Source organism: Streptomyces sp. NPDC006385 (assembly GCF_040612485.1).
GTDB lineage: Bacteria > Actinomycetota > Actinomycetes > Streptomycetales > Streptomycetaceae > Streptomyces.
In genome coordinates, this window is sequence record NZ_JBEXQG010000002.1 from 98,982 (window position 1) to 123,134 (window position 24,153).

Annotated in this window: 28 protein-coding genes; 19 read left to right on the forward strand and 9 right to left on the reverse strand. The window is 72.1% G+C overall.

Annotated features, from left to right (window positions below; all coding sequences use genetic code 11):
• Positions 1-59: 59 nt before the first annotated feature.
• From ABZ078_RS01920 to ABZ078_RS01980, 13 genes are read left to right on the forward strand one after another with little or no spacing between them, the layout of a single operon-like run.
• Positions 60-1,688 (forward strand): FAD-dependent oxidoreductase, encoded by a 1,629-nt coding sequence (locus tag ABZ078_RS01920; protein ID WP_356570627.1) that lies wholly within the window; start codon positions 60-62, stop codon positions 1,686-1,688.
• Entirely contained in the window at positions 1,685-3,532 is a 1,848-nt protein-coding gene (locus tag ABZ078_RS01925) for a transketolase (RefSeq protein WP_356570629.1), read from the forward strand. Before ABZ078_RS01920 ends, ABZ078_RS01925 begins: the two co-directional genes overlap by 4 nt.
• Positions 3,529-4,482, forward strand: a complete 954-nt coding sequence (ligD, locus tag ABZ078_RS01930) for a non-homologous end-joining DNA ligase (RefSeq protein WP_356570631.1) — start codon at positions 3,529-3,531, stop codon at positions 4,480-4,482. Before ABZ078_RS01925 ends, ligD begins: the two co-directional genes overlap by 4 nt.
• 60 nt (positions 4,483-4,542) lie before the next feature.
• On the forward strand, positions 4,543-4,875 hold the full coding sequence (locus ABZ078_RS01935) for a gas vesicle protein (protein WP_356570633.1): 333 nt from the start codon (positions 4,543-4,545) through the stop codon (positions 4,873-4,875).
• A gap of 52 nt (positions 4,876-4,927) precedes the next feature.
• Complete coding sequence (locus ABZ078_RS01940) at positions 4,928-5,353, forward strand: gas vesicle structural protein GvpA (RefSeq protein ID WP_356570635.1); 426 nt, start codon at positions 4,928-4,930, stop codon at positions 5,351-5,353.
• Positions 5,350-6,147, forward strand: a complete 798-nt coding sequence (locus ABZ078_RS01945; RefSeq protein ID WP_356570637.1) for a GvpL/GvpF family gas vesicle protein — start codon at positions 5,350-5,352, stop codon at positions 6,145-6,147. Before ABZ078_RS01940 ends, ABZ078_RS01945 begins: the two co-directional genes overlap by 4 nt.
• A gap of 4 nt (positions 6,148-6,151) precedes the next feature.
• A complete protein-coding gene (locus ABZ078_RS01950; RefSeq protein WP_356570639.1) occupies positions 6,152-6,415 on the forward strand; it encodes a gas vesicle protein GvpG in 264 nt (87 codons plus the stop codon).
• Positions 6,412-7,074, forward strand: coding sequence for a DNA primase (locus ABZ078_RS01955; RefSeq protein WP_356570641.1), 663 nt, complete (start codon positions 6,412-6,414; stop codon positions 7,072-7,074). Before ABZ078_RS01950 ends, ABZ078_RS01955 begins: the two co-directional genes overlap by 4 nt.
• Positions 7,071-8,099 (forward strand): SRPBCC family protein, encoded by a 1,029-nt coding sequence (locus tag ABZ078_RS01960; RefSeq protein ID WP_356570643.1) that lies wholly within the window; start codon positions 7,071-7,073, stop codon positions 8,097-8,099. Before ABZ078_RS01955 ends, ABZ078_RS01960 begins: the two co-directional genes overlap by 4 nt.
• A complete protein-coding gene (locus tag ABZ078_RS01965) occupies positions 8,096-8,422 on the forward strand; it encodes a gas vesicle protein (RefSeq protein WP_356570645.1) in 327 nt (108 codons plus the stop codon). The genes ABZ078_RS01960 and ABZ078_RS01965 overlap by 4 nt, the downstream gene beginning before the upstream one ends.
• Positions 8,419-9,234: a GvpL/GvpF family gas vesicle protein gene (locus tag ABZ078_RS01970; RefSeq protein WP_356570647.1), complete on the forward strand. Its 816-nt coding sequence runs from the start codon at positions 8,419-8,421 to the stop codon at positions 9,232-9,234. Before ABZ078_RS01965 ends, ABZ078_RS01970 begins: the two co-directional genes overlap by 4 nt.
• On the forward strand, positions 9,231-9,413 hold the full coding sequence (locus tag ABZ078_RS01975) for a gas vesicle protein (RefSeq protein WP_356570648.1): 183 nt from the start codon (positions 9,231-9,233) through the stop codon (positions 9,411-9,413). The genes ABZ078_RS01970 and ABZ078_RS01975 overlap by 4 nt, the downstream gene beginning before the upstream one ends.
• 1 nt (position 9,414) lies before the next feature.
• Positions 9,415-9,699, forward strand: coding sequence for a gas vesicle protein K (locus ABZ078_RS01980; protein WP_356570650.1), 285 nt, complete (start codon positions 9,415-9,417; stop codon positions 9,697-9,699).
• A 60-nt stretch (positions 9,700-9,759) separates the two neighbouring features.
• Here ABZ078_RS01980 and ABZ078_RS01985 read toward each other — a convergent pair whose 3' ends face one another.
• The 3 genes from ABZ078_RS01985 to ABZ078_RS01995 form a co-directional block, all read right to left on the reverse strand.
• On the reverse strand, positions 9,760-9,930 hold the full coding sequence (locus ABZ078_RS01985; RefSeq protein ID WP_356570652.1) for a hydrophobic protein: 171 nt from the start codon (positions 9,928-9,930) through the stop codon (positions 9,760-9,762).
• A gap of 43 nt (positions 9,931-9,973) precedes the next feature.
• A complete protein-coding gene (locus ABZ078_RS01990; protein ID WP_356570654.1) occupies positions 9,974-10,795 on the reverse strand; it encodes a methyltransferase domain-containing protein in 822 nt (273 codons plus the stop codon).
• A gap of 164 nt (positions 10,796-10,959) precedes the next feature.
• Positions 10,960-12,453: a phosphatase PAP2 family protein gene (locus tag ABZ078_RS01995; RefSeq protein WP_356570656.1), complete on the reverse strand. Its 1,494-nt coding sequence runs from the start codon at positions 12,451-12,453 to the stop codon at positions 10,960-10,962.
• Positions 12,454-12,525: 72 nt separating this feature from the next.
• Here ABZ078_RS01995 and ABZ078_RS02000 point away from each other — a divergent pair, with 72 nt between their 5' ends.
• Positions 12,526-13,185 carry a histidine phosphatase family protein gene (locus ABZ078_RS02000; RefSeq protein ID WP_356570658.1) on the forward strand — a complete coding sequence of 220 codons (660 nt, stop codon included), beginning with the start codon at positions 12,526-12,528 and terminating at the stop codon, positions 13,183-13,185.
• 103 nt (positions 13,186-13,288) lie between these two features.
• Positions 13,289-14,908 (forward strand): ATP-binding cassette domain-containing protein, encoded by a 1,620-nt coding sequence (locus ABZ078_RS02005; protein ID WP_356570660.1) that lies wholly within the window; start codon positions 13,289-13,291, stop codon positions 14,906-14,908.
• Between the two features lie 3 nt (positions 14,909-14,911).
• Here the strand turns inward: ABZ078_RS02005 and ABZ078_RS02010 are convergent, their stop codons facing one another.
• Complete coding sequence (locus tag ABZ078_RS02010) at positions 14,912-16,018, reverse strand: Vms1/Ankzf1 family peptidyl-tRNA hydrolase (protein WP_356570662.1); 1,107 nt, start codon at positions 16,016-16,018, stop codon at positions 14,912-14,914.
• A gap of 61 nt (positions 16,019-16,079) precedes the next feature.
• Between ABZ078_RS02010 and ABZ078_RS02015 the strand changes: the two genes are divergently transcribed.
• On the forward strand, positions 16,080-16,364 hold the full coding sequence (locus ABZ078_RS02015; RefSeq protein WP_356570664.1) for a DUF6158 family protein: 285 nt from the start codon (positions 16,080-16,082) through the stop codon (positions 16,362-16,364).
• A gap of 166 nt (positions 16,365-16,530) precedes the next feature.
• Here ABZ078_RS02015 and ABZ078_RS02020 read toward each other — a convergent pair whose 3' ends face one another.
• The 4 genes from ABZ078_RS02020 to ABZ078_RS02035 form a co-directional block, all read right to left on the reverse strand.
• The gene (locus tag ABZ078_RS02020; protein ID WP_356570666.1) at positions 16,531-18,624 is read right to left on the reverse strand and encodes a catalase; all 2,094 of its coding nucleotides are present in this window, start codon (positions 18,622-18,624) and stop codon (positions 16,531-16,533) included.
• Positions 18,624-19,175 (reverse strand): type 1 glutamine amidotransferase domain-containing protein, encoded by a 552-nt coding sequence (locus tag ABZ078_RS02025; RefSeq protein WP_356570668.1) that lies wholly within the window; start codon positions 19,173-19,175, stop codon positions 18,624-18,626. Before ABZ078_RS02025 ends, ABZ078_RS02020 begins: the two co-directional genes overlap by 1 nt.
• Before the next feature lie 399 nt (positions 19,176-19,574).
• Entirely contained in the window at positions 19,575-19,994 is a 420-nt protein-coding gene (locus ABZ078_RS02030) for a CBS domain-containing protein (protein WP_356570670.1), read from the reverse strand.
• Between the two features lie 86 nt (positions 19,995-20,080).
• Complete coding sequence (locus ABZ078_RS02035; RefSeq protein ID WP_356570672.1) at positions 20,081-20,482, reverse strand: DUF2795 domain-containing protein; 402 nt, start codon at positions 20,480-20,482, stop codon at positions 20,081-20,083.
• Positions 20,483-20,610: 128 nt separating this feature from the next.
• Between ABZ078_RS02035 and ABZ078_RS02040 the strand changes: the two genes are divergently transcribed.
• Together ABZ078_RS02040 and ABZ078_RS02045 are read left to right on the forward strand one after the other, a co-directional pair.
• Complete coding sequence (locus ABZ078_RS02040; RefSeq protein WP_356570674.1) at positions 20,611-20,742, forward strand: hypothetical protein; 132 nt, start codon at positions 20,611-20,613, stop codon at positions 20,740-20,742.
• Between the two features lie 51 nt (positions 20,743-20,793).
• The gene (locus tag ABZ078_RS02045) at positions 20,794-21,261 is read left to right on the forward strand and encodes an MFS transporter (protein WP_356570676.1); all 468 of its coding nucleotides are present in this window, start codon (positions 20,794-20,796) and stop codon (positions 21,259-21,261) included.
• 54 nt (positions 21,262-21,315) lie between these two features.
• Here the strand turns inward: ABZ078_RS02045 and ABZ078_RS02050 are convergent, their stop codons facing one another.
• Positions 21,316-23,112, reverse strand: coding sequence for a thiamine pyrophosphate-requiring protein (locus ABZ078_RS02050; protein WP_356570677.1), 1,797 nt, complete (start codon positions 23,110-23,112; stop codon positions 21,316-21,318).
• A gap of 244 nt (positions 23,113-23,356) precedes the next feature.
• Between ABZ078_RS02050 and ABZ078_RS02055 the strand changes: the two genes are divergently transcribed.
• Positions 23,357-24,148 (forward strand): RNA polymerase sigma factor SigF, encoded by a 792-nt coding sequence (locus ABZ078_RS02055; RefSeq protein WP_356570679.1) that lies wholly within the window; start codon positions 23,357-23,359, stop codon positions 24,146-24,148.
• Positions 24,149-24,153 lie beyond the last annotated feature (5 nt).

Here is a 24,153-nt window from a genome sequence, read left to right on the forward strand (position 1 = left end):
ACACCGGGCTGAAGACGCCCGTGGGCGAAACGAGCCATCAAGAACGTCGGAGGCCAACCGTGAGTCGACCCCGCATCGTGATCGTCGGCGCCGGATTCGCCGGGTACCGTGCGGCCCGCACGCTGTCCCGGCTCACCCGGCACCGTGCCGAGATCACCCTGCTGAACCCGACCGACTACTTCCTGTACCTGCCCCTGCTGCCCCAGGTCGCCGCCGGCATCCTGGAACCCCGCCGGGTGACCGTCTCGCTCTCCGGCACCCTGCCCCGGGTACGGCTGGTGCTGGGCGAGGCCGACGGCATCGACCTCGACGGGCACACCGTGCACTACACCGGGCCCGAGGGCGATGCCGGGACCCTGCCCTTCGACCGGCTGATCCTCGCCGCGGGCAGCGTCAACAAGCTGCTGCCCATCCCCGGTGTCGCCGAGCACGCGCACGGCTTCCGCGGTCTTCCCGAGGCGCTGTACCTGCGCGATCACGTGACCCGGCAGGTGGAACTGGCGGCCGCCGCCGACGACCCGGAGAGCTGCTCGGCGCGCTGCACGTTCGTCGTGGTGGGCGCCGGATACACCGGTACGGAGGTCGCCGCGCAGGGCCAGTTGTTCACCGACGCCCAGGTGCGCAAGCACCCCATGCGGTCCGGCATGCGGCCGCGCTGGCTGCTGCTCGACATCGCCGACCGCGTCCTGCCCGAACTGGACGAGAGGCTGTCGCGCACCGCCGACCGGGTGCTGCGGCAGCGGGGCGTGGACGTGCGGATGGGCACCTCCGTGAAGGAGGCCACGCACGAGGGTGTCCTGCTGACCGACGGCGAGTTCGTCGACACCCGCACGCTGGTGTGGTGCGTCGGCGTACGGCCCGATCCGCTCGCCGAGTCCCTCGAACTGCCCCTGGAGCGGGGCCGTCTGCTCGTCGACCCGCACCTTCAGGTGCCGGGCCGGCCCGAGCTGTTCGCCGCCGGGGACGCGGCCGCCGTGCCCGACCTGGAGAAGCCCGGACAGTACACGCCGATGACCGCCCAGCACGCCTGGCGGCAGGGCAGGACCGTCGCCCAGAACGTCGCCGCGTCCCTGGGGTTCGGGGAGCGGCGTGCCTACCGGCACCGCGACATGGGCTTCGTCGTGGACCTGGGCGGCGTCAAGGCGGCCGCCAACCCGCTCGGCGTGCCGCTGTCCGGCGTGGCGGCGGGCGCGGTCACCCGCGGCTACCACCTCGCCGCGATGCCCGGCAACCGGGTCCGCGTCGCCGCCGACTGGATCCTGGACGCCGTACTGCCGCGCCAGGCCGTGCAGTTGGGGCTCGTACGGTCGTGGTCGGTACCGCTGGACACCGCGTCGCCGGAGCTGGTGCGGATGCCGAACGGTTCGCAGAAGGGGGCGGCCGAGCGGGGCAAGGGCGACGACAAGGGCGAGGGCAAGGGCGAGGGCAAGGGCAAGGGCGACGACAAGGGCGAGGGCGAGGAGCAGCCAAAGAGCGGCGGTGAGTCCGCCAAGGGCAAGCGCTCCGGCGCCCCGGCTTCCGTTCGGCGTCCCGACGCCGTCCAGGACCCCGACGCCACCAAGCATCCCGAACCCCCCGGCCCCGTGAAGCGGCCGACTCGCTCAGCGGGTCACGAGCCACGCCGCGGCGCCCCCGCGAGCCCCGCGTCCCGATCCCGATCCCGCAACCCCTCGGAAGGAGACACATGAACACCGCCGAACTCGTCGAGCTCGCCCAGCAGTTGCGGGTGGACAGCGTGCGGGCCTCGGCCGCCGCGGGGTCGGGGCATCCGACGTCGTCGATGTCCGCCGCCGATCTGACGGCCGTACTCCTCGCCAACCACCTCTGCTACGACTTCGAGCGGCCCGCCCACCCCGCCAACGACCGCTTCGTGCTCTCCAAGGGACACGCCTCGCCCCTGCTGTACGCCGCCTACAAGGCGGCGGGTGCCATCGAGGACGGTGAACTGGTCACCTTCCGCAAGATCGGCAGCCGTCTCGAAGGGCACCCCACACCGCGCCGGCTGCCGTGGGTGGAGACGGCGACCGGATCGCTCGGGCAGGGCCTGCCGATCGCAGTGGGGATCGCGCTGGCCGGGAAGCGGCTGGACCGCAGCGGGTACCGGGTGTGGGTGCTGTGCGGGGACAGCGAGCTCGCCGAGGGCTCCGTGTGGGAGGCGGCCGAGCACGCGGCGTACGAGCATCTGGACAACCTCACCGCGATCGTCGACGTGAACCGGCTCGGCCAGCGCGGACCGACCCGGCACGGTCACGACCTCGACGCCTACGCCCGCCGCTTCCAGGCCTTCGGCTGGCACACCGTCGAGGTGGACGGCCATGACGTGGACGCCATCGACCGGGCGTACGGCGAGGCCAGGTCCACCACCGGGCAGCCCACCGTCATCCTCGCCCGCACCCTCAAGGGCAAGGGCGTCGAGGCCGTACAGGACCGGGAGGGACTGCACGGGAAGCCGCTGCCGGAACCCGAGGAGGCGATCGCCGAGCTCGGCGGGCCGCGCGACATCCGCGTCAGCGTCCATGAACCGCCCGCCGCCCGCATGCTGCACGCCGTGCACACCGGGAACCTCGAACCGCCCCACTGGGAGAAGGGGGAGGAGGTGGCCACGCGCAACGCCTACGGTGAGGCGCTCGCCGCCCTCGGCACCATGCGGTCCGACGTGGTCGCCCTCGACGGCGAGGTCAGCGACTCCACCCGCGCCGAGTTCTTCGCCAAGGAACACCCCGACCGGTTCTTCGAGTGCTACATCGCCGAGCAGCAGATGGTCGCCGCCGCGGTGGGGCTCTCGACGCGCGGCTGGGTGCCGTACGCCTCCACCTTCGCCGCCTTCCTGACCCGCGCCCACGACTTCGTGCGCATGGCGTCGGTCAGCGGCGCCGGCATCAACCTCGTCGGCTCGCACGCCGGCGTCGCCATCGGACAGGACGGGCCCAGCCAGATGGGCCTGGAGGACCTGGCGATGATGCGGGCCGTACACGGCTCGACCGTGCTGTACCCCTGCGACGCCAACCAGACCGCGGCACTCGTCGCCGCCATGGCCGGCCTCGACGGCATCCGCTATCTGCGCACCTCGCGCGGCGGCAGCCCGGTCATCTACGGCCCCGACGAGGAGTTCCCGGTCGGCGGCAGCAAGGTGCTGCGCTCCAGTGACCGCGACCGGCTGACCGTCGTCGCGGCCGGCGTCACCGTGCACGAGGCACTCGCCGCCGCCGACGCCCTGGACCGCGACGGCATCCAGGTCAGGGTCGTCGACCTGTACTCGGTCAAGCCCGTCGACCGGGAGACGCTGCGCCGGGCCGCCGAGGAGACCGGCTGCCTGCTCACTGTGGAGGACCACCACGAGGAGGGCGGCATCGGCGACGCCGTCCTCGACGCGTTCCTCGACGGGCGCCCGGTACCGCGCCTGGTGCGGCTCGCCGTCCGCATGATGCCGGGCTCGGCGTCCCCGGACGAGCAGCTGCACGCCGCCGGCATCGACGCCGCGGCCATCGCCGCCGCGGGGAAGCTGCTGGTGGAGGAGGCGGTCGTCCGATGACCGGTGACGGCGGCACCAGGAAGGTGCGGGCGGGTCGCCGTACGGTCGAGGTCAAACGCGTCGACAAGGTGCTCTTTCCCGGGGACGGGGACGGGGACGGGGACGGGGACGGGGGCGCGAAGGAGTACACCAAGGGCGATCTCGTCGACTACTACCGGTCCGTCGCCCCGTTCATGCTGCCGCACCTGCGGGGCCGCCCGCTGATGCTGGAGCGGCACCCCGACGGCGTCGACGGACCGACGTTCATGCAGAAGAACACCCCGGAGCACTACCCGGACTGGATCACCCGCGTCGAGGTGCCCAAGGAGGACGGCACCGTCTGCCACACGGTCTGCGACGACACGGCCACCCTCGTCCACCTCGCCGACCAGGCCTGCCTCACCCTGCACCGCTGGCTGTCGCGCACCGCTCACCTCGACCGGCCCGACCGCCTGGTCTTCGACCTGGACCCGGCCGAGGACGACTTCGGGCAGGTGAGGGAGGCTGCCGGACTCCTCGGCGAACTGCTCGACGCGCTGAAGCTGCCGTCGGCGCCGATGACCACCGGCTCGCGCGGACTGCACATCGTCGTGCCGCTCACCGGGCGGCAGGACTTCGACGAGGTGCGCGCCTTCGCCCGCGACGTCGCCGACACCCTCGCCGACGCCCACCCGGACCGGCTCACCACCGCCGCCCGCAAGAAGGACCGCGGCGACCGCCTCTACCTGGACGTGCAGCGCAACGCCTACGCCCAGACCGCGGTCGCCCCGTTCACCGTCCGGGCCCGGCCAGGGGCGCCCGTCGCCACGCCCCTGACCTGGGACGACCTGGACGACCCCGCCCTCGACGCCCGCCGCTGGACCATCGCCGACGCCGTCGAACAGGCCCGCGCCAACCCCTGGGCGGGAGTGATGGGCCGCGCCCGTGCCCTGGGGCCCGCGCGGCGCCGGCTCGAGGCACTGCGTGGCTGAAACACGCGAACTCATGGGTTTGGCCAACGCCTGTCGGGCCACTCGCCGTTGGAGGCGCCCATGACTGATTCACAGAACACCCCCAAAACGTCCAGAAACCGACAGGGCGGGGCGGACGACAACCCGACCCCCATGGAAGTGCTGCGCCAGGCGCGCGCCCAGCTCGCCGAGCTCACCGGCAAGGCCGCGGAGACGGTGTCCTCGTTCGAACAGACCGAGGACGGCTGGGTGCTGGAGATCGAGGTCCTGGAGCTGGCCCGTGTCCCCGACACGATGAGCCTGCTGGCGAGCTACCAGGTGGAACTCGACCCCCAGGGGCAGCTCACCGGCTACCGCCGGGTCCGCCGCTACGAACGCGGACGGTCCGACGCACACCGGCCGGGCGGCCGGTAGGCCGCCCGCCCACGCCCGTCACACCATCCCCAGACAAGGAGGAACGGTCGGCATGACCGTAGTCCCGGCACAGCAGACCGGAGGCGGAGGCGGCAGCAGCGGCCTCTACGACGTCCTGGAACTCGTCCTCGACAGGGGGCTGGTCATCGACGCGTTCGTGCGGGTCTCCCTCGTCGGCATCGAGATCCTGAAGATCGACGTACGGGTCGTCGTCGCCAGCGTCGACACCTATCTCCGCTTCGCCGAGGCGTGCAACCGGCTCGACCTGGAGGCCGGTCCGCGCAAGAGCCCGGGCCTGCCCGACATGGTCGGCGAGATCACCGAGTCCGGCGCGCGCGGCAAGTCCAAGGGGGCGCTGTCCGGCGCCGCCCAGACCATCTCCGACGCCTTCAAGCAGGCGCGTGAGGAGGGCGAGAGCGAGCCCAAGCCGCGCGCCCGCAAGTCCACCTCGGCGCGCAGGAAGGAGGAGCAGGAGTGAGCACGTACGTGTACGGCATCACCGCGAGCTCGCATCCCGCCCTGCCCAAGGACTTCGATGGCGTCGGCGACCCGCCGCGCCCCGTGCGCGTACTGAAGGAGGGCGGACTGGCCGCGCTGGTCAGCGACGCCCCCGAAGGGCTGCGTCCCAAGCGCAAGGAGCTGCTCGCCCACTCGAACGTGCTCGCCGAGGCCGGGGCGAACGGCTGTGTGCTGCCCATGCGGTTCGGCAGCGTCGCGCCCGACGACGACGCGGTCACCTCGGTGCTCGCCGAACGCGCGGAGCATTACCAGGAGCGCCTGCGGACCCTGGACGGCAAGGTGGAGTACAACGTCAAGGCCACCCACGTCGAGGAGGCCGTCCTGCACCGAGTGATGGCCGGCAACCCGGAGATCCGGGCCATGACGGAGGCCAACCGGCAGGCCGGCGGCGGCTCCTACGAGGAGCGGCTGAGGCTCGGCGAGATGGTGGTCGCCGCGGTCAAGGCGCAGGAGGCCGAGGACGCGACCGACGTCCAGCACACCCTGGAACCGGCCGCGGCCGCGGTCAGCGTGGGCCCCGAGTCCACCGGCTGGCTCGCCAACGTGTCCTTCCTGGTGGACCGCGACGAGGTCGAGACGTTCCTCACCGCCGTGGAGCAGCTCCGCAAGGGCCATCCGCACCTCGACCTGCGGGTGAACGGCCCGCTGCCGCCGTACAGCTTCGTCGAGCCCGGCCCCGCCGGGCCCGCGGGCACCACGATCGGCGCGGAGAGCGCGGAGAGCGCGGAGAGCGCGGAGAGCGTGGAGGAGTGAGGCCGTGGGACTGATCGGAGAGGTACTGCTGCTGCCGTTCGCCCCGGTGCGCGGCAGCGCATGGGTGATCAGACAGGTCTTGCAGGAGGCGGAGCGCCTCTACTACGACCCGGCCGCCGTGCGCGGCGAACTGGCCGCGCTGGAGGAGAGGTTGTCCGCGGGTGAGATCACCGAGGAGGAGTTCGACCGCCTGGAGGACGAGCTCCTCGACCGGCTGGAGACCGGCCTTGCGCGCACGGCACGGGCAGGCGAGGGGACGGCACGATGAACAGAGTGGGACTGGGCCTCGCGGTAGGGGCCGGATACGTCCTCGGACGCGCGAAGAAGATGAAACTGGCGTTCGCCGTCGGCACCCTGGTGGCCGGCAGGCGGATGCGCCTGAGCCCGCGGGCGCTCGCGGACCTGGTGTCCCGGCAACTGCGGAACAACCCGCAGTTCAAGGAGATCGGGGACCAGCTCCGCGAGGACCTGCGCGGTGTGGGCACGGCCGCCTCGGGCGCCATGGTCGAGCGGCGGCTCGACGCGCTCGCCGACCGGCTGCACGAACGTACCGCGCAGGTGCGTGACCAGTTGGCCGGGGTGGCTCCGCAGACGGATCGCGGTGCGGACGACGAGGGGGCCGAAGGGGCCGAGGAGGAGCCGCCTCGCAAGGCGGCGAAGAAGGCTCCGGCGAAGAAGGACGCAGCGAAGAAGGCACCCGCCAAGAGGGACGCCGCCGGCAAGCCGACGGCGAAGAAGGCGGCTGAGAAGAAGCCGGCCGCAAAGAGGACGCCGACCAAGAAGGCGGCTGCCAAGAGGACGGCTGCCCAGAAGACGGCGGCCAAGAAGGCGGCGGACCGGAAGCCCGCCGGCAAGAAGACGACCGCGGCGCGCGGGGCCGCCCGCAGCGCGCGGACCCGGCTGCCGAAGGGCGGTGACGAGCGATGACCGAGACACTCGGTTCCGCGACCTCCGCGACCTCCGCGGCTGGCGGGGCCACCGGACCGCTCGCCGGCGTGGCCCGCAGCGAGGCCGCCGACCGGCTCAAGGCCGAACTGCGGGAGTACCTCGCCGCCCAGGCCACCCGGCTGCTGACCGGCGCCGGCCGCAAACTCGGCGAGGCCACGGTCAAGTTGACCGACATGGCCGAGGGCCGCAGCCCCGGCCTCGCCCAGCTCGCCCTCGACGGCGGCCGCAAGCTCGCCGAGGGCAAGGGACCGCTGCGCAGCGCGCTGGAGCTCGGCGCCGCACGCGCCAAGGACAACGTCACCGACGCGTTCAAGAACCTCGGCGGCGGCAAGGGCAAGGGCGGTGCGGGCGGCAAGCCGACCGTCATCATCGAGTACGTCGACGTCGGCGTCCCGCTGCGCACCGCGTACGACCAGTGGACCCGGTACCAGGACTTCAGCACCTTCGCGAAGGGCGTCAAGAGCGCGAGCCGCGCCGACGACACGAGCTCCGACTGGCAGCTGAAGGTCTTCTGGTCCAACCGGAGCTGGACGGCGCACACAACCGAGCAGCGGCCCGACGACCGCATCGCGTGGACGTCGGAGGGCGCGAAGGGCACCACGAAGGGCGTCGTCTCCTTCCACCGGCTCGCCGACAACCTCACCCGCGTCCTGCTGGTCGTCGAGTACTACCCCAAGGGCCTCTTCGAGAGGACCGGCAACCTCTGGCGCGCCCAGGGCCGCCGTGCTCGCCTCGACCTCAAGAACTACGTCCGCTTCATCACCCTCAAGCCAGAGGTGGAGGACGGCTGGCGCGGCGAGATCCGCGACGGCGAGGTCGTCCGCAGCCATGACGACGCGGTCGCGGAGGAGGACGACGCCGAGGACGAGAACGGGGAGTACACGGACGAGGACGCGGAGGAACCGGAGGACGCGTACGAGAGCGAGGGCGAGAGCGAGGACGCGTACGAGGATGAGGAGCCCGAGGTCGAGGCCGAGTACGCCGGTGGCGGGAGCCGCCGATGACGACGCCCAGTCGGCTGCCCGACCCCTACGGCCACAACGGGGGCGCCAACCTCGCCGACATCCTGGAGCGGGTGCTCGACAAGGGCGTGGTCATCGCGGGCGACATCCGGATCAACCTGCTCGACATCGAACTCCTCACGATCAAGCTGCGCCTCATCGTCGCCTCGGTCGACAAGGCGAAGGAGATGGGCATCGACTGGTGGGAGGACGACCCGGCGTTGTCCTCCCGCGCCCGCCGCGACGAACTCGCCCGGGAGAACGCCGAGTTGCGCGAGCGCCTGGCCCAGCTGGAGCCGGCCCGGCGACAGGAGGAGACCTCATGACCGGACTGCGCTACGTCTACGCCGTCTGCCACCCCTTTCGCTCGCCCCTCCAGGTCCAGCTGACGGGGGTGGCCGGGGCACCGCCGAAACAGCTCACCCACCGCGGCCTGGTCGCCGTCGTCAGTACGGTGCCCGAGGCGGACTTCGCCGAGGAGCCGCTCCGCGCCCACCTGGAGGACCTGGACTGGCTCACCGCGACGGCCCGCGCCCACCAGCAGGTCATCGACGCCCTCACCGTCGTCACCACGCCGCTGCCGCTGCGGCTCGCCACCGTCTTCCGGGACGACAGCGGCGTACGGAGCATGATGGAGGCCCGCGAGGAGGACTTCCGGCGCGTCCTCGACCGGCTCGAGGGACGGGTGGAGTGGGGCGTCAAGGTGTACGCCGACATGAGGCCCGCGGAGTCCGAGGAGTCCGTAGAGCCCGCCGCGTCCGCGGAGGGCTCCACGACGGAGGCGAAGCCCATGTCGGGCCGGGACTATCTGCGACGGCGCCGTACGCAGACACGGGCCCGCGAGGACGTGTGGCAGAATGCCGCCGCGTTCGCCGGGCGCCTGCACGAAACGCTTTCCGCGTTCGCCGAGGATTCCCGGCTGCACGCCCCGCAGAGCGCCGCGCTTTCCGGCGCGGCCGGACAGAACATGCTCAACGCCGCCTATCTGGTGCCGCGCTCGGATTCCGAGGAATTCGTGGAACTGGTGGACCGGGAGAAGGACGACGCTCCGGGAATCCGGGTGGAACTCACCGGGCCCTGGGCGGCCTATTCCTTCACGGGGGAGTTCGAGCAGGAGCGGACGGAGGAGGGGCCGTGACCGTCGTGGAACGCCGTGAGATCGCCCTCGTTGACCTGCTCGACCGGCTGCTGGCCGGCGGGGTGGTCGTCACGGGGGACATCACTTTGCGCATCGCGGACGTCGACCTCGTCCGCATCGACCTGAACGCACTGATCAGCTCCGTCAACGAGCAGGTTCCGTCGCCCTGGGGGGACTGACGTGTCGTCACAGCGCAACCGGCTCGACCTCGACCCCGACACCGTGGAACGCGACCTCGTCAAGCTCGTCCTGACCGTCGTGGAGTTGCTGCGCCAGCTCATGGAACGCCAGGCGCTGCGCCGCTTCGACGAGGGTGGTCTGAGCGAGGAGCAGGAGGAGCGGATCGGGCTCACGCTGATGCTGCTCGACGACCGGATGACCGAGCTGCGCGAGCGCTACGGACTGCGGCCCGAGGACCTGAATCTGGACCTCGGGCCGCTGGGGCCACTGCTTCCCCGGGAGTGAATCAATCACTCGTGAGTGAATCAGTCACTCACTGTCGAGAGTCGAGTCTCACCGGATTTCTCACCACCGATACCAGCGACCCCTGCCTCCCGCCGCGGTCGTGCCACGCAGCAGGAAACCCAGGAGCCACACCACGAGAACCGCGATCGCGATCCACCACAACGCCTCCAGCGCGAATCCGGCACCGAACAGAATCAGAGCCAGAAGCAGCACGAGCAGAATAGGAACCATAGTTTTCGACCTCCTGCTCGCCGGGTTTCCAGAAAAGCGCGATTCAGGCGTCTTTCCGGCACAGAATCTCCCCGTGGAGCACGCTGAACCAGCCGTCCTCCTGGCGGCCCCACTCCCGCCAGGCGTCCGACACGGCCCGCAACCGCTCCGCGCTCGCGTGTCCGCCCCCGATGGCCCGCTCGGCATACGCCGAGGCCAGCGTGCGGTCCGCCCACAGGCCGCTCCACCAGGCCCGCTCGTCCGGCGTCGAGAACGTCCAGGTGCTCGAGCCGGCCGTGATGTCCGTGAGCCCGGCCTCCAGCGCCCAGGACTTCAGGCGGCGTCCGGCGTCCGGCTCCCCGCCGTTGGCGCGGGCGACGCGGCGGTACAGGTCCAGCCAGGCGTCCATCCCCGGGGACGCCGGGTACCAGGTCATGGCCGCGTAGTCCGAGTCGCGGACCGCGACGAGGCCACCCGGCCTGGTCACCCGCTTCATCTCGCGCAGCGCCCCGACCGGATCACCGACGTGCTGCAGCACCTGGTGGGCGTGGACGACGCAGAACGTGTCGTCCGGGAAGTCCAGGGCGTGCACGTCCGCCACCGCGAAGTCGACGTTCGTCAGACCGCGCCCGGCGGCCGTGGCCCGGGCCTGCTCCAGGATCTCCGGCGCCCGGTCGACACCGGTGACGTGCCCGTCGGGGACCAGGGCCGCGAGGTCGGCGGTGATCGTGCCGGGACCGCAGCCGACGTCCAGCACCCTCATGTGCGGCTTCAGCGAGCCGAGCAGATGGGCCGCGGAGTTGGCCGCGGTGCGCCAGGTGTGCGAACGCAGCACGGACTCGTGGTGCCCGTGCGTGTAGACGGCGGTCTCCTGTGCCTTCGACATGGCCGTTCCCCTCGTGTCGTCGTGCCGGATCGCGGGGCGCACGGCCCCGCCGGGCGGTACGCGACACCGTACGTCCGCATGTCGCATGCTGAGATATGCGTTTCAGTATCCGGACGGACGGAGGTGCGTCGGCCCCGCCCAGGCGCCGGCTGCCCTCGGGCTGATCAGGAGCCGGGCAGCGGACGGTAGACCGTCAGCGCCTCCGGCAGTTTCTCCAGCGTCACCTCGCCCCCCACCTCGGTGACTTCACCGTCGTACGCGAGCAGCGCGCCCGGCGTCACCCCCGACAGCCGCAGCCGGCCCACCTGGACCGCCGCGTGGGCCGGAGAGCGGGTCAGCGGCCCCGCGAGGGCGGCCGCGAGCAGCCGCAGGGCGGGGCGGCGGCCGCCGTGCACGACCCGTACGTCGAGTACGCCGTCCGCGAGGTCCAGGCGCCGGGCGGGGGCGAGGCCCACCCGGTGGTAGGTGCCGTTCCCGGCGAACAGCAGCCACAACGGGTGGGCGCGGCCGGCGACTTCGGCGTGCAGCGGGTGGCGTTCGCGGCGCAGGACGCGCAAGGCCGCCAGCACCCCGGCCGGCCAGGCGCCGACCCTGGGCGAGAAGCCGTCCCGCTCGCGTACCAGCTCCGGATACACGCCCAGGCTGCACGTGTTGAGGAACAGGCCCTGCCGTCCGTCGCAGGTGAACCGGCCCACGTCCACGCGCACGGCCTCACCGCGCCGCACCGCCCGGCTCAGATCGCGTTCGTCCTCCACGCCCAGGTCGAGGGCGAAGTGGTTCAACGTGCCGCCGGGCAGCACCGCGAGGGGCAGACCGTGCCGGAGCGCCACCTCCGCCGCCGCGTTCACCGTGCCGTCGCCGCCGCACACGCCGAGCACCCGGGCGCGGGTCGCCGCCTTCCGCAACTCGGCGCCGGTGTCGGCCGGTTCGCACTCGACGAGCTCGGCGCGCGGCAGCATGTCCAGCAGGGCGTGCACCCGGTCGGCGGTGCCCGACGCCTTGTTGGCCACCATGACCAGGCCCTCCCCGTCCGGCAGGGCGGGGACGTCCGTACGGGGCCGGGCCGGCGGGACCAGCCGGTCACGCGTCGGCACCATGCCCCGTACGGCGAACGCGGCACCCGCGCCCAGGGCCGCGCCCGCCAGCACGTCGCTCGGGAAGTGGACGCCGGTGTACACGCGGGACAGCGCCACCGACCAGGCGACCGGGGCCACCGCCATGCCCCAGGCGGGCGACTCCAGGGCGACACCCGTCGCGAAGGCGGCCGCCGAAGCGGAGTGACCGGACGGGAACGAGGTGGTGATCGGCTGCCGCTTGAGCTGCCGGACCAGCGGCACGGGGTCCAGGGTCGGGCGGGGGCGGCGCACCGACCGCTTGCCGAGGGTGTTGATGGTCAGCGAGGCCAGGCTGAGCGAGGCCAGGCCCCGGGCCGCCGCCCGGCGGGCCCGAGGCGTGCGGCTCGCGGCGAGCACGGCGGCCGTCGCGAACCACAGCACCCCGTGGTTCGCGCTCCGGCTCAGCCTCGGCAGGACCCGCTCGGCAAACGGCCAGTTCCGCTCCGCCGCGAACTCGAACAGCCGCGAGTCGAGGGCGAGGAGCCGGTCGCGCAGGGCATGCCGGCCGCGGGTGGCAAGGGTGAGATCGACGTCTGGGCTCATAAGGGCTGGGTACCCTGAAGTGGCCGAATGCTGTCCGTCCGACGGTGAGCGACCCACGGAGGAACCCGCCCCATGCGCCTGCTCCTGATCCGTCACGGCCAGACGCCCTCCAACGTGGACCACCTGCTGGACACGGCCGTCCCGGGCCCCGGTCTGACCGCGCTCGGCGAAGCACAGGCCGCGGCCCTGCCCGAGGCCCTCGTCGGCGAGGACATCGAGGCGGTCTACGCCTCCACCCTGATCCGCACCCAGCGCACCGCCGCCCCGCTGGCCGCCGCGCGCGGTCTCGACGTGCTCGTGCGGGACGGCATCCGGGAGCTGTCCGCGGGCGACCTGGAGATGCTGCCGGGCGACGCGGAGCAGGCGGAGCCCTACATGAAGACGGTGTTCGCCTGGGCGGCCGGCGACACGGAGCTGCGGATGCCGGGCGGCGAGAGCGGCGCGGAGGCGCTGGCGCGCTACGACGCGGTGGTGGCGGAGGCCGCCGACAGCGGGGCCGGGACCGTCGCCATGGTCAGCCACGGTGCCGCGATCCGCATGTGGACGGCGGCCCGGGCGGTCAACGTGGACGTGCCCTTCGCCGCGGCGCACCCGCTGGCGAACACGGGAGTGGTGATCCTGGAGGGTTCGCCCGCCGAGGGCTGGAAAGCGCTGGAGTGGGCGGGAGCGATGGTGTCGCCCGCGGGGGAGGGCGGCCCTGCGGGGTGGCCCGTCGGCGGGGACGTGCCCTAGAGGTGCGCACCTGACGGCGGGTGCGTGCCCGGCGCACGAAAGGGCCGGGCGTGCGGAATAAGCGTTTGCCCGGGTCCGGTGGCGGCCCGCAGAATTCGGCCCCATGGGACATCTGGAAGCCGCGCACCTCGAGTACTACCTCCCCGACGGGAGGGCGTTGCTCGGCGACGTGTCCTTCCGGGTGGGTGAAGGCGCCATCGTGGCGCTGGTCGGGCCCAACGGCGCCGGCAAGACGACCCTGCTGCGGCTGATCTCCGGCGAGCTGAAACCGCACGGCGGCACCGTCACCGTCGGCGGTGGGCTCGGCGTGATGCGCCAGTTCGTGGGATCCGTACGGGACGAGACGACCGTACGCGACCTGCTCGTGTCGGTCGCGCCGCCCCGCATCCGCGCGGCCGCGAAGGCCGTCGACGCCGCCGAGCACGCCCTCATGACCGTCGACGACGAGGCCGCCCAGCTCACGTACGCGCAGGCGCTCGCCGACTGGGCCGAGGCGCGCGGCTACGAGGCCGAGACGCTGTGGGACATGTGCACCACGGCCGCGCTCGGCGTGCCGTACGAGAAGGCGCAGTGGCGCCAGGTGCGGACCCTGTCCGGAGGCGAGCAGAAGCGGCTGGTGCTGGAGGCGCTGCTGCGCGGCACGGACGAGGTGCTGCTGCTCGACGAGCCCGACAACTATCTCGACGTACCCGGCAAGCGCTGGCTGGAGGAGCGCCTGAAGGAGACCCGCAAGACGGTCCTCTTCGTCTCCCATGACCGCGAACTCCTGGCCCGCGCCGCCGAGAAGATCGTCTCGGTCGAGCCCTCACCGGCCGGCGCGGACGCCTGGGTGCACGGCGGTGGTTTCGCGACGTACCACGAGGCCCGGCGGCAGCGCTTCGCCCGCTTCGAGGAGTTGCGCAAACGCTGGGACGAGAAGCACGCCCAGCTCAAGAAGCTGGTCCTGACGCTCCGTCAGGCCGCCGAGAACAGCCCCGACATGGCCTCCCGCTACCGTGCCGCCCAGACCCGGCTGCGCAAGTTCGAGGAGGCGGGACCGCCCCCGGAGCCGCCGCGCGAGCAGGACATCAGGATGCGGCTCAAGGGCGGACGCACCGGGGTGCGGGCCGTCACCTGCGCGGGACTGGAGCTCACCGGCCTGATGAAGCCGTTCTCGCTGGAGGTCTTCTACGGCGAACGCGTCGCCGTCCTCGGCTCCAACGGCTCCGGCAAGTCGCACTTCCTGCGCCTGCTGGCCGGCGACGACGTGGCGCACACGGGGGAGTGGAAGCTCGGCGCGCGCGTCGTGCCCGGACACTTCGCGCAGACGCACGCGCATCCCGAGCTGATCGGCCGCACCCTCCTCGACATCCTCTGGAAGGAGCACGCCCAGGACCGGGGCGCCGCGATGTCCCGCCTGCGCCGCTACGAGCTGACCCACCAGGCCGAGCAGACCTTCGACCGGCTCTCCGGCGGCCAGCAGGCCCGCTTCCAGATCCTGCTGCTGGAACTGCGGGGCGCCACGGCCCTGCTCCTCGACGAGCCGACCGACAACCTCGACCTGGAGTCCGCCGAGGCACTCCAGGAAGGGCTGGAGGCGTTCGAGGGCACGGTGCTCGCCGTCACCCACGACCGCTGGTTCGCCCGCTCGTTCGACCGCTACCTCGTCTTCGGCAGCGACGGCCGGGTCCGGGAGACCCCGGAGCCGGTGTGGGACGAACGGAGGGTGGAGCGGGCGCGGTGACGCTCACGCCCACCGCAGCAGGGCACCCAACCCGCCGGCCGGCTCCGCGACCGGGTCGGCCGGAGTGACCGACAGGGCCGCAGCACCCGTCGCGACCGCGGAACGGATCAGCGCGTCGTCGGCGCGGGCCGGCCAGGAGTGCTGCTCGCCGAGGATCTTCAGGTCCGTACGGCGCACCGCCAGCTGGTCCGGATCCTCGCCGATCCACACCTCGCGATGTGCGTCGGGGCCGTCCGGGCGGATCAGGAGTTCCTCGATGCGGTGCTCACGGGCGGCCTCGATCAGCGCGGGCACGCCCTCCGCCGCACCGGAACGCCCCTCGGGATCCGGCTGCCGGGCGGCCAGGAACCGCTCCAGCTCGCGCTCCGCCCGCTGCCGTACATGCTGCTCGCGGATCCGTTCGACGTCCTCGTCGAGCAGCCTGCTGCCGGTGCCGTGCGGGGCCTCGACCACGAGGTCGTGCAGCCGCTGCGGCAGCCGTTCGTGCACCGACCGCCGCTCGCGGTCGTCACCGACGAGGATCAGCAGGTCGGCGCGGGTCTCCTCCTGGCAGACGGTGAGCGCGTCGGCGATCTCGGCCGCGTTGTGCTCCCAGGTGTTCTCCACCTTGAGCTGGAAGTGCCGCTCGGACCAGTCGACCGTGCTCGTGCGGTGGATCGGATGCTGCCGGCCGGTGACCGAGCCGACGTCCTGCCGGCCGAGCGCGGTGCGCAGCTCGAAGGCGGCGCCCCGGCGGTCGACGTAGGCCACCACGCAGACCGGGTCCTCACCCGCGAGCTCCAGGAGGGGCGCGGTGTGCGGCAGCGGCGCCCAGTGGGCGCTGTCGCGCCGCGGGGGCCGGGCCAGCGGCGGGTCCAGGACCACCTCGCCGGCGCGGGCGAAGACCGCGCGTCCATGAGGTTCGGAGGAGTGTTCGAGTCCTTCCAGCGCGTGCCGTACGGCCCGGCAGGTCGCGTCGTCGGCGCCCTGCTCGGACAGCTCCCGGGACAGGGCCTGGGCGGTGAGGCGCCGCTCGTGGGGCGTGTCCTGCGTGTGCCGGGACGTGCCGACGTACACGGAGGCCCAGGGGCCGGGGTGTTCGTACAGTGGATGCAGAAAGGCGAGATCCATAGGTTGCTCTCCCCTACGCCGCTCGGGTGCTGTGTGCTCCTCGGGCGGGTACCCGGACCGCATGATTGAACACGACGAGCGGGGCACCACCATGAACGGAGTCGACCCCGGCCGGCTGGACGACCAGCAGCTCATGAAGGAGCTGGAGACGATCCACCGGACGCGCCACGACACGCTGCTGCACGGCTCGAACGACGCGCTGCGGGTCCACAACGAACGCATGGCGCAGCTGGAGGGCGAGTACCTGCGCCGCAACCCACGCCGCCCGGTGGCCTCGGGCCGGACCCGCGAGGGCGCCCGCGACCGCACCGGCAGCAGCGCCGCCCCGACGACCCCACCGGCGTGATCCCGGCCGGTGCCGAGTGGCGCCCGGGGGTGCCGAGGAGTGCTCGGGCGTACGAGACACGCCGGTGCGCCGGGCGGGCCCGTCAGGCCCTCGTTCCCCGGCGCACCCGGTCCTGCCGCATCCGGTCCTGTCTTCGGGTCAGCCGTGATCCGGTCCTGTCTTCGGGTCAGCCGTGCACCGGCGGCCGCCCCCAGTGCCGATGGGCCCGCACCGCGGCCCTGAAGGACTGGAGGAACTCCTCCGTCGCCGGGCCCGGGGAGGTGTCCGTCACCACGCCCTGGTCGGTCACCGTGCGGTGGAACTCGGCGGACAGCCGGACGCCCTCCGGCTTCAGGGCGGACAGGACACCCACGCCGGAGCCGAGCGCGCCCACCGGTTTGCCGTGCCGGTAGGCGTCCCGCACGAAGCGCATCGCGTCCGGGTCGGCCACCGTGCCCGGGGTGTCCGCGGGGCCGCCGGGCACCAGTACGGCGTCGTACAGCACGGAGGCCACCGTCGGCAGCGCGCGGTCGACCTCGAACCGTTCACCCCCGGCACCGGTGACCGCGCCGTCCGTCGGCGCCAGCGCCTCGACGATCGCGCCCTCGGCCGTGAGCGCCTCGCGCACCGACGTCACCTGGGCGACGTCGACGCCGTCGGCGACGAGAACCGCGATCTGCCGGGTGCGGACCGAGCCGTCGCCGCGCAGGGACTCCAGACTCAGCGCGGGGGAGGACAGTTTGTCCGCCGCCTGCGTCACGGACGGCTCCGGCACCCCGATGCCCCGCGCCACCGACGCCGCCAGCTCGCCGTTCACCCGGGCGAGGTGCTCGACCGTACGGGCCCGCACCTCCTTCGCGCCGACCTTGCCGAGCTCGAAGCGGAACGCCTCGACGATGTGCTGCTTCTCCCAGTCCGCCATGCTGTTCCAGAACATCGCGGGCTGGGTGTAGTGGTCCTGGAAGCTCGCGCTGCGGCGGCGGATCTTGGCGCCGTCGACACGCTCCGCGTAGTGCGTGTACGCGTGCCCGTCCACGCCGGCGTGTGCCGGGCAGCCGCCGCCCAGGGAGTTCGGGAAGTAGTTCGTACCCCGGTGGATCGCGCTCTGGTGGTAGCCGTCGCGCTGGTTCGTGCGCACGGGCGCCACCGGCCGGTTCACCGGAAGCTGCGTGAAGTTGGGGCCGCCGAGGCGGATCAACTGCGTGTCCAGGTAGGAGAAGTTGCGGGCCTGGAGCAGCGGGTCGTTGGTGAAGTCGATCCCGGGCACGACGTTCGCCGTGTGGAAGGCGACCTGCTCGGTCTCGGCGAAGAAGTTCTCCGGGTTGCGGTCCAGCACCATCCGGCCGATCGGCCGCACCGGCACCTGCTCCTCCGGAATGATCTTCGTCGGGTCGAGCAGATCGAAGTCGAACGCGAACTCGTCCTCCTCCGGCACGAGTTGGACGCCCAGCTCCCACTCCGGGTACTCGCCCGCCTCGATCGCGTCCCACAGGTCACGCCGGTTGAAGTCCGGGTCGCGGCCCTGGCACTCCTGCGCCTCGTCCCACACCAGCGAGTGCACGCCCAGCTTCGGCTTCCAGTGGAACTTCACGAAGGTGCCGCGCCCCTGCGCGTTCACGAACCGGAAGGTGTGCACGCCGAAGCCCTGCATCATGCGGTAGCTGCGCGGGATGGCCCGGTCCGACATCAGCCACATGATCGCGTGCAGCGTCTCCGGCTGGAGGGACACGAAGTCCCACAGGGTGTCGTGGGCGGACGCGCCGGTGGGGATGTCGTTGTGCGGCTCCGGCTTCACCGCGTGCACGAAGTCGGGGAACTTGATGCCGTCCTGGATGAAGAAGACCGGGAAGTTGTTCCCGACCAGGTCGTAGTTCCCCTCCGACGTGTAGAACTTGGTCGCGAAGCCGCGCACGTCCCGGACCGTGTCCGCCGAGCCCTTCGGCCCCTGCACGGTGGAGAACCGCACGAAGACGGGCGTCCGCACGGACGGATCCTGGAGAAAGGCCGCCCGCGTGAACCGCGCGCAGGACTCGTACGGCTCGAAGAAGCCGTACGCCCCCGCGCCCCGCGCGTGCACCACCCGCTCCGGGATCCGCTCGTGGTCGAAGTGGGTGAGCTTCTCCCGGAAGTGGAAGTCCTCCATCAGCGTCGGACCGCGTTCGCCGGCGGCCAGCGAGTCGTCGGTGTGGTCGACCTCCACACCCTGCTCGGTGGTCAGCGGCCCGGCGGTCGGGTCGTCCGCCCGGAAGTTCTCCCGCTGCTCCTGCTTGCGGTCTGCCATCAGGCGGCCTCCTCGGACTCCCTGGCGAACACGTCGAGGAACGTCTCGCAGAACGCCTTCAGGTCGTCCGGCTTACGGCTGGTGACCAGCTTGTTCGGGCCGTGGTCGCAGATCCGCACCTGCTCGTCGACCCAGGTGCCGCCCGCGTTGCGGATGTCCGTGCGCAGACTCGGCCAGGAGGTCAGCACCCGGCCGCGTACGACGTCCGCCTCCACCAGCGTCCACGGGGCGTGGCAGATCGCGGCGACCGGCAGGCCCCGCTCGAAGAAGTCCCGCACGAACGCGACGGCCTTGCCGTTCATCCGCAGATGGTCCGGGTTGGCGACGCCACCCGGCAGGACCAGCGCGCCGAAGGAGTCGGCCGACGTCTCACCGACGACCTCCTGCACGGGGAACTTCTCCGCCTTGTCGAGATGGTGGTACGCCTGGATCGAGCCCGGCTTCGTCGACACGAGCACCGGCTCGTGGCCGGCGTCCACCACCGCCTGCCACGGATCGGTCAGCTCGACCTGCTCGACGCCTTCGGGTGCGATCAGAAATGCGATACGCATGATGTCTCCATGTCCTTCCGCGGCCCTGAAGCGGGCCTCGTCGCTCGTCGCGCTTTTCTTGTTCCGCCGGGCCGCGCACACAGCGCAGCAGCTCCTCGCCACACGCGCCGGGCAGCTGTGGACGTGCCGCTCGACCGGCTTGACCTCGCGGTCGCTGTGGCGGCCGTACGCGCGTCCCACAGCGCGGTCGCCTCGTGCGCCGCGGTCGCGCCGAGCTGCACGGTGAGCAGCAGCGGGTCGACCTCGTAGCGCAGGGCGCGCGATGGGGATGCCCACCTCGGTCATCATCAGCGCGTGGATGAGGGACTCCTCGGTCCCCGCCGTCTCCTCGATCCGGGTCCGCCGGTGCATCGCCACCCGGGACCCGGTGATGTCGTCCGACCGTCCTCGCTCATGCGCTCACTCGTCCGGAGCGGCCCGGCTGATCTCCGCCAGCGCCGAGTCGGGATCCTCGGTCTCGGCCAGGTCCCCGAGACTGACGACGCCGACCGGCAGACCGTCCTCGACGACCGGCAGCCGCCGTACGCGGTGCTCACGCATCAGCGCGACCGCGAGGGACACCCGGTCGCCCGGGCCGATCATCACCGGGTCCCGGGTGCACACCGACCGGGCGCTCACCGTCAGCGGGTCGGCGCCGTCCGCGACCGCCCGTACCGTGATGTCACGGTCGGTGAGCACACCCACGATCCGCTGTCCGTCCGCGACCACCACATCGCCGATGTCCTGCGCGCGCATCAGCTGCGCCGCCTCGACGAGCGAGGCGTCCGGGCGGACGGCGACCACGCCCGGTGTCATGACGTCCCTCACGAAATCAGCCATCCTGGGCCCTTCCTGCGTCGCCCGGCCGGTTCGGTACCGCGGGCGCGTCGGTGTGACCCCGCCCGCAGTACCCGCCGACCGGTCCCCTATGCGTTCGGGCGGCCCGTGGACCGCCCGGTCCCGGTCAGGGCCTCGGCCAGCTCCTGGACGTTGGCGTAGCGCGCGGTGCGCGGCAGCCGCTCCAGCGCCTCGATCAGGGCGTCCGGCGCGTATCCGCCGCGCAGGATCCCGACCAGCTCCCGGGGGCTCGCCGGGAAGGCACCACGGCTCAGGAACCGCGCCAGCTCCAGCCGGACCACCGCCAGGGACGCCGTCGACGTCCCGGGCGTCACCGGCCCACCCGCGACCCGCAGGTCGTCGTCGGCGGACGGCTCCGGGTCGTGCCACTCCTCGGTCCGGGTGGGGTGCCCGGACCTCAGCAGGCCCTGCAGTTCGTGCTTCATCTCGTCGTCGCGATGAACGCTCAGCCGGTCACTGCCTCGCTGCATGACTCCCTCCAGATCTTCGGGGGTCCGCACCGCGTACCCGTACACAGGGGGCCGACACGGGGTTTGCACCCCGGAAGGAGGGAGACCCGACCTGCACCCCCCACTCAGGTACTGGGGAAGGACAGATCATGGCACTGCTCACCGTGCTGCTCCCGCTCGCCATGCTCGGCGTGGTGCTGGCACTGGGCCGCTACGAGGATCTGCTGCTGCCGAAGGACCAGGACGAGGACCGTCCGCAGGAAGCGGCACTGGGGCACTGACACCGCCGTCCACGGGTTCGCCCGCCTGGTCCACGACACCTGCCCGTCGCCGTGGCCACGGGCATCGGCGCCCACCTCGGGTCCCGGCTCGTCGGCCGGATCGGCAGCCACCCGACGGCGGTCGCCGGCATGGCCGTCGCGGCCGCCGGAACCATGCCGCTGACCCGACTGCCGGAGACCGGCGGCGTGTACGACCGGCTCCTGCCGGGCCTGGTGATCGCCTCCCTCGGCATCGGCGCGGTCTTCGTCACCGCCACGACGACCGCCCTGGCCATGGTGGAGCACCGCGAGGCGGGGCTCGCCTCCGGAGTCGTCAACACCTTCCACGAGGTGGGCGGTTCGATAGGCGTCGCCGTTGTCTCGACCGTCGCGGCCGCCGGCTTCGAACGAGGCTCGGCAGCCGGCTTCCGCGACGCGTTCACGGTGTGCGCGGTGGCGGCGGCCGCCGGGGCCGTCGTGGCTCTGGGTCTTGTGCCGCGCGGCAGGCCGCAGTCGACCGGCGGCCCGCACGTGCACTGAACAGGGCCGGCCGTGCGCCGGCAGGTCGGTGCCCTGCTGATCGGTGTGGCCCCGCTAGTGCTTCTTCTCCCGCCCCGGCAGGAACTCCTGCATCTTCGCCTTGAACCCCTGCTTGACCATCGAGCCCCGGTCCGCGTCCCCCTTCAGGATGGACGCGGCCGTCGCCTCCAGCTGCTCCCAGGAGGCGTGCGGCGGGATCGGCGGTACGGCCGGGTCGGTGAGGAACTCGACGACCGCGGGGCCGTCCGCCTCCAGACCCGCACGCCAGCCCGCCTCGACGTCCTCGGGCTTCTCCACGCGGATGCCGGTCAGACCGAGGGAGCGGGCGAAGGCGGCGTACTGGACGTCGGGGAGCTCCTGGGACGGCAGGAAGGACGGGGCGCCCTCCATGGCGCGCATCTCCCAGGTGACCTGGTTGAGGTCGTGGTTGTTGAACACGCCGACGACCAGGCGCGGGTCCTCCCACTGGTCCTTGTACTTGGCCGCCGTGATCAGCTCCGCGAGGCCGTTCATCTGCATCGCGCCGTCGCCGACCAGCGCGATCGCCGGCCGGTCCGGGTGGGCGAACTTGGCGCCGATCGCGTACGGCACCCCGCAGCCCATCGTCGCCAGCGTCCCGGACAGCGACGCGCGCATGCCGGGCCGCATCGTCAGATGGCGGGCGTACCAGTTCGCCGCCGAGCCCGAGTCGGAGCTGATGATGGCGTTGCCGGGCAGCAGCGGGTCCAGGGCGCGGGCGACGTACTCCGGGTTGATCGGGTCGGCCGACAGGTTCGCCCGCCGCTCCATGACCTCCCGCCAGTGCGCCACGTTGTCGCACACCGTGTCGTACCACTCGCGCCCGCGGCCCTCCTCGATCAGCGGGATCAACCGCTCCAGCGTGGCCTTCGCGTCGCCGACGAGATTCACCTCGTACGGGTACCGCATCCCGACCATGTGCGGGTCGATGTCGATCTGCACGCCCCGCGCCTTGCCGAAGTCCGGCAGGAACTGCGTGTACGGGAAGGACGACCCGATGGTCAGCAGCGTGTCGCAGTCGCGCATGAGCTCGTACGACGGGCGCGTGCCCAGCAGGCCGATCGAGCCGGTGACGTACGGCAGTTCGTCGCTCAGGACGTCCTTGCCGAGCAGCGCCTTGGCCACGCCGGCGCCGAGCAGTTCGGCGATCCGCTCCACCTCGGCCCGCGCGCCGGACGCGCCCTGGCCGACCAGGATCGCCACCTTGTCACCGGTGTTGAGGATCTCCGCGGCCCGGCGGACCGAGTCGTCCGAGGGGATCGCCGTCCAGGAGCTGCGGTCCAGACTGGAGGGCACCATCTTGAACTCGTGCGTGGGCGGCGCGTAGTCGAGTTCCTGCACATCGCCGGGGATGATGATCGCCGTGGGCGCGCGGCGCGCGTACGCGGTGCGGATCGCCCGGTCCAGGACGTTCGGCAGCTGCTCGGGAACGGTCACCGTCTCCACGAAGTCCGAGGCGACGTCCTTGAACAGCGTGTGCAGGTCCACCTCCTGCTGGTAGGAGCCGCCCATCGCGGTGCGGTGCGTCTGACCGACGATCGCCAGCACCGGAACATGGTCGAGCTTGGCGTCGTACAGGCCGTTGAGCAGGTGGATCGCGCCGGGACCGGACGTCGCCGCGCACACCCCGACACGGCCGCTGAACTTCGCGTAACCGACCGCCTGGAACGCGGACATCTCCTCGTGCCGGGACTGGATGAAACGGGGCTCGTTCTCGGCCCGGCCCCAGGCGGCGAGCAGTCCGTTGATGCCGTCACCGGGATAGCCGAAGACGTGTTCGACACCCCACTCGCGCAGGCGCTGAAGGACGTGGTCGGCGACCTTGGTGCTCATGCGGGACCTCCTGGTTCCGGGGGACTGCGCGGCACCGCTACGAGTGACCCTGCGAAGAGGTGAAAAACCTGCCCGGTGTTTGCGGGCCGGGCGGCAGGGCAGGCGAAGGAACAGTGCTTCGGACAGGAGGCACGTCCGTGGGAGCGGCGATTTCCCGCCACGGGTGTGCCCGGTTCCGGTGCGCGCCCGCACTCCCATGGTGACCGTCCACGCCAGAGCACAATCAAGGGAGTTGTGGCGCATCATGCCCACCTCAGTGAGCGCGAAGCACCACCCGCACGACGACGCCCCGGACACCGCCGAGGACTTCCGCAAGCTCGCGTCGCTGCCCGAGGGCCCGCAGCGCGACGCCGTCCGCGACAGGATCGTCGAGGCGTGGCTGCCCATGGCCGACCGGCTCGCCGGGCGCTTCCGCAGCCGGGGCGAGAGCTTCGAGGACCTGCGGCAGGTGGCCGCCCTCGGGCTGGTCAAGGCCGTCGACCGGTACGACCCCGAGCGCGGCAACGCCTTCGAGAGCTATGCCGTGCCCACCATCACCGGGGAGATCAAGCGGCACTTCCGCGACCACATGTGGACGCTGCACGTGCCGCGCCGGGTGCAGGACCTGCGTAACCGGGTGCGGTTCGCCGTCCAGGAGTTGCAGACCGTCTCGGGCCGCAGGCCCACGGTCGCGGAGATCGCCGAGCACGCGGACATGAGTGAGGCCGACGTCAAGGTCGGCCTGGAGGCACTGGAGAGTTTCACCGCCCTGTCGCTGGACGCGGAGCTGCCCGGCAGCGAGGACGGCTACTCGCTGAGCGACGCGCTGGGGTCCGCCGATCCCGCGCTGGACACGGTCGTGGATCGTGAGGCCGTCAAGCCGCGGCTCGCCGCGCTGCCTGAGCGCGAGCGGGCGATCTTGTACATGCGGTTCTTCGGGGACATGACGCAGAGCCGGATCGCCGAGCAGCTGGGTATCTCGCAGATGCATGTGTCCCGGCTGATCAGCCGGTGCTGCAGCCGGCTGCGGGAACAGGTCCTCAGTGATGTGGCCTGAGGGTC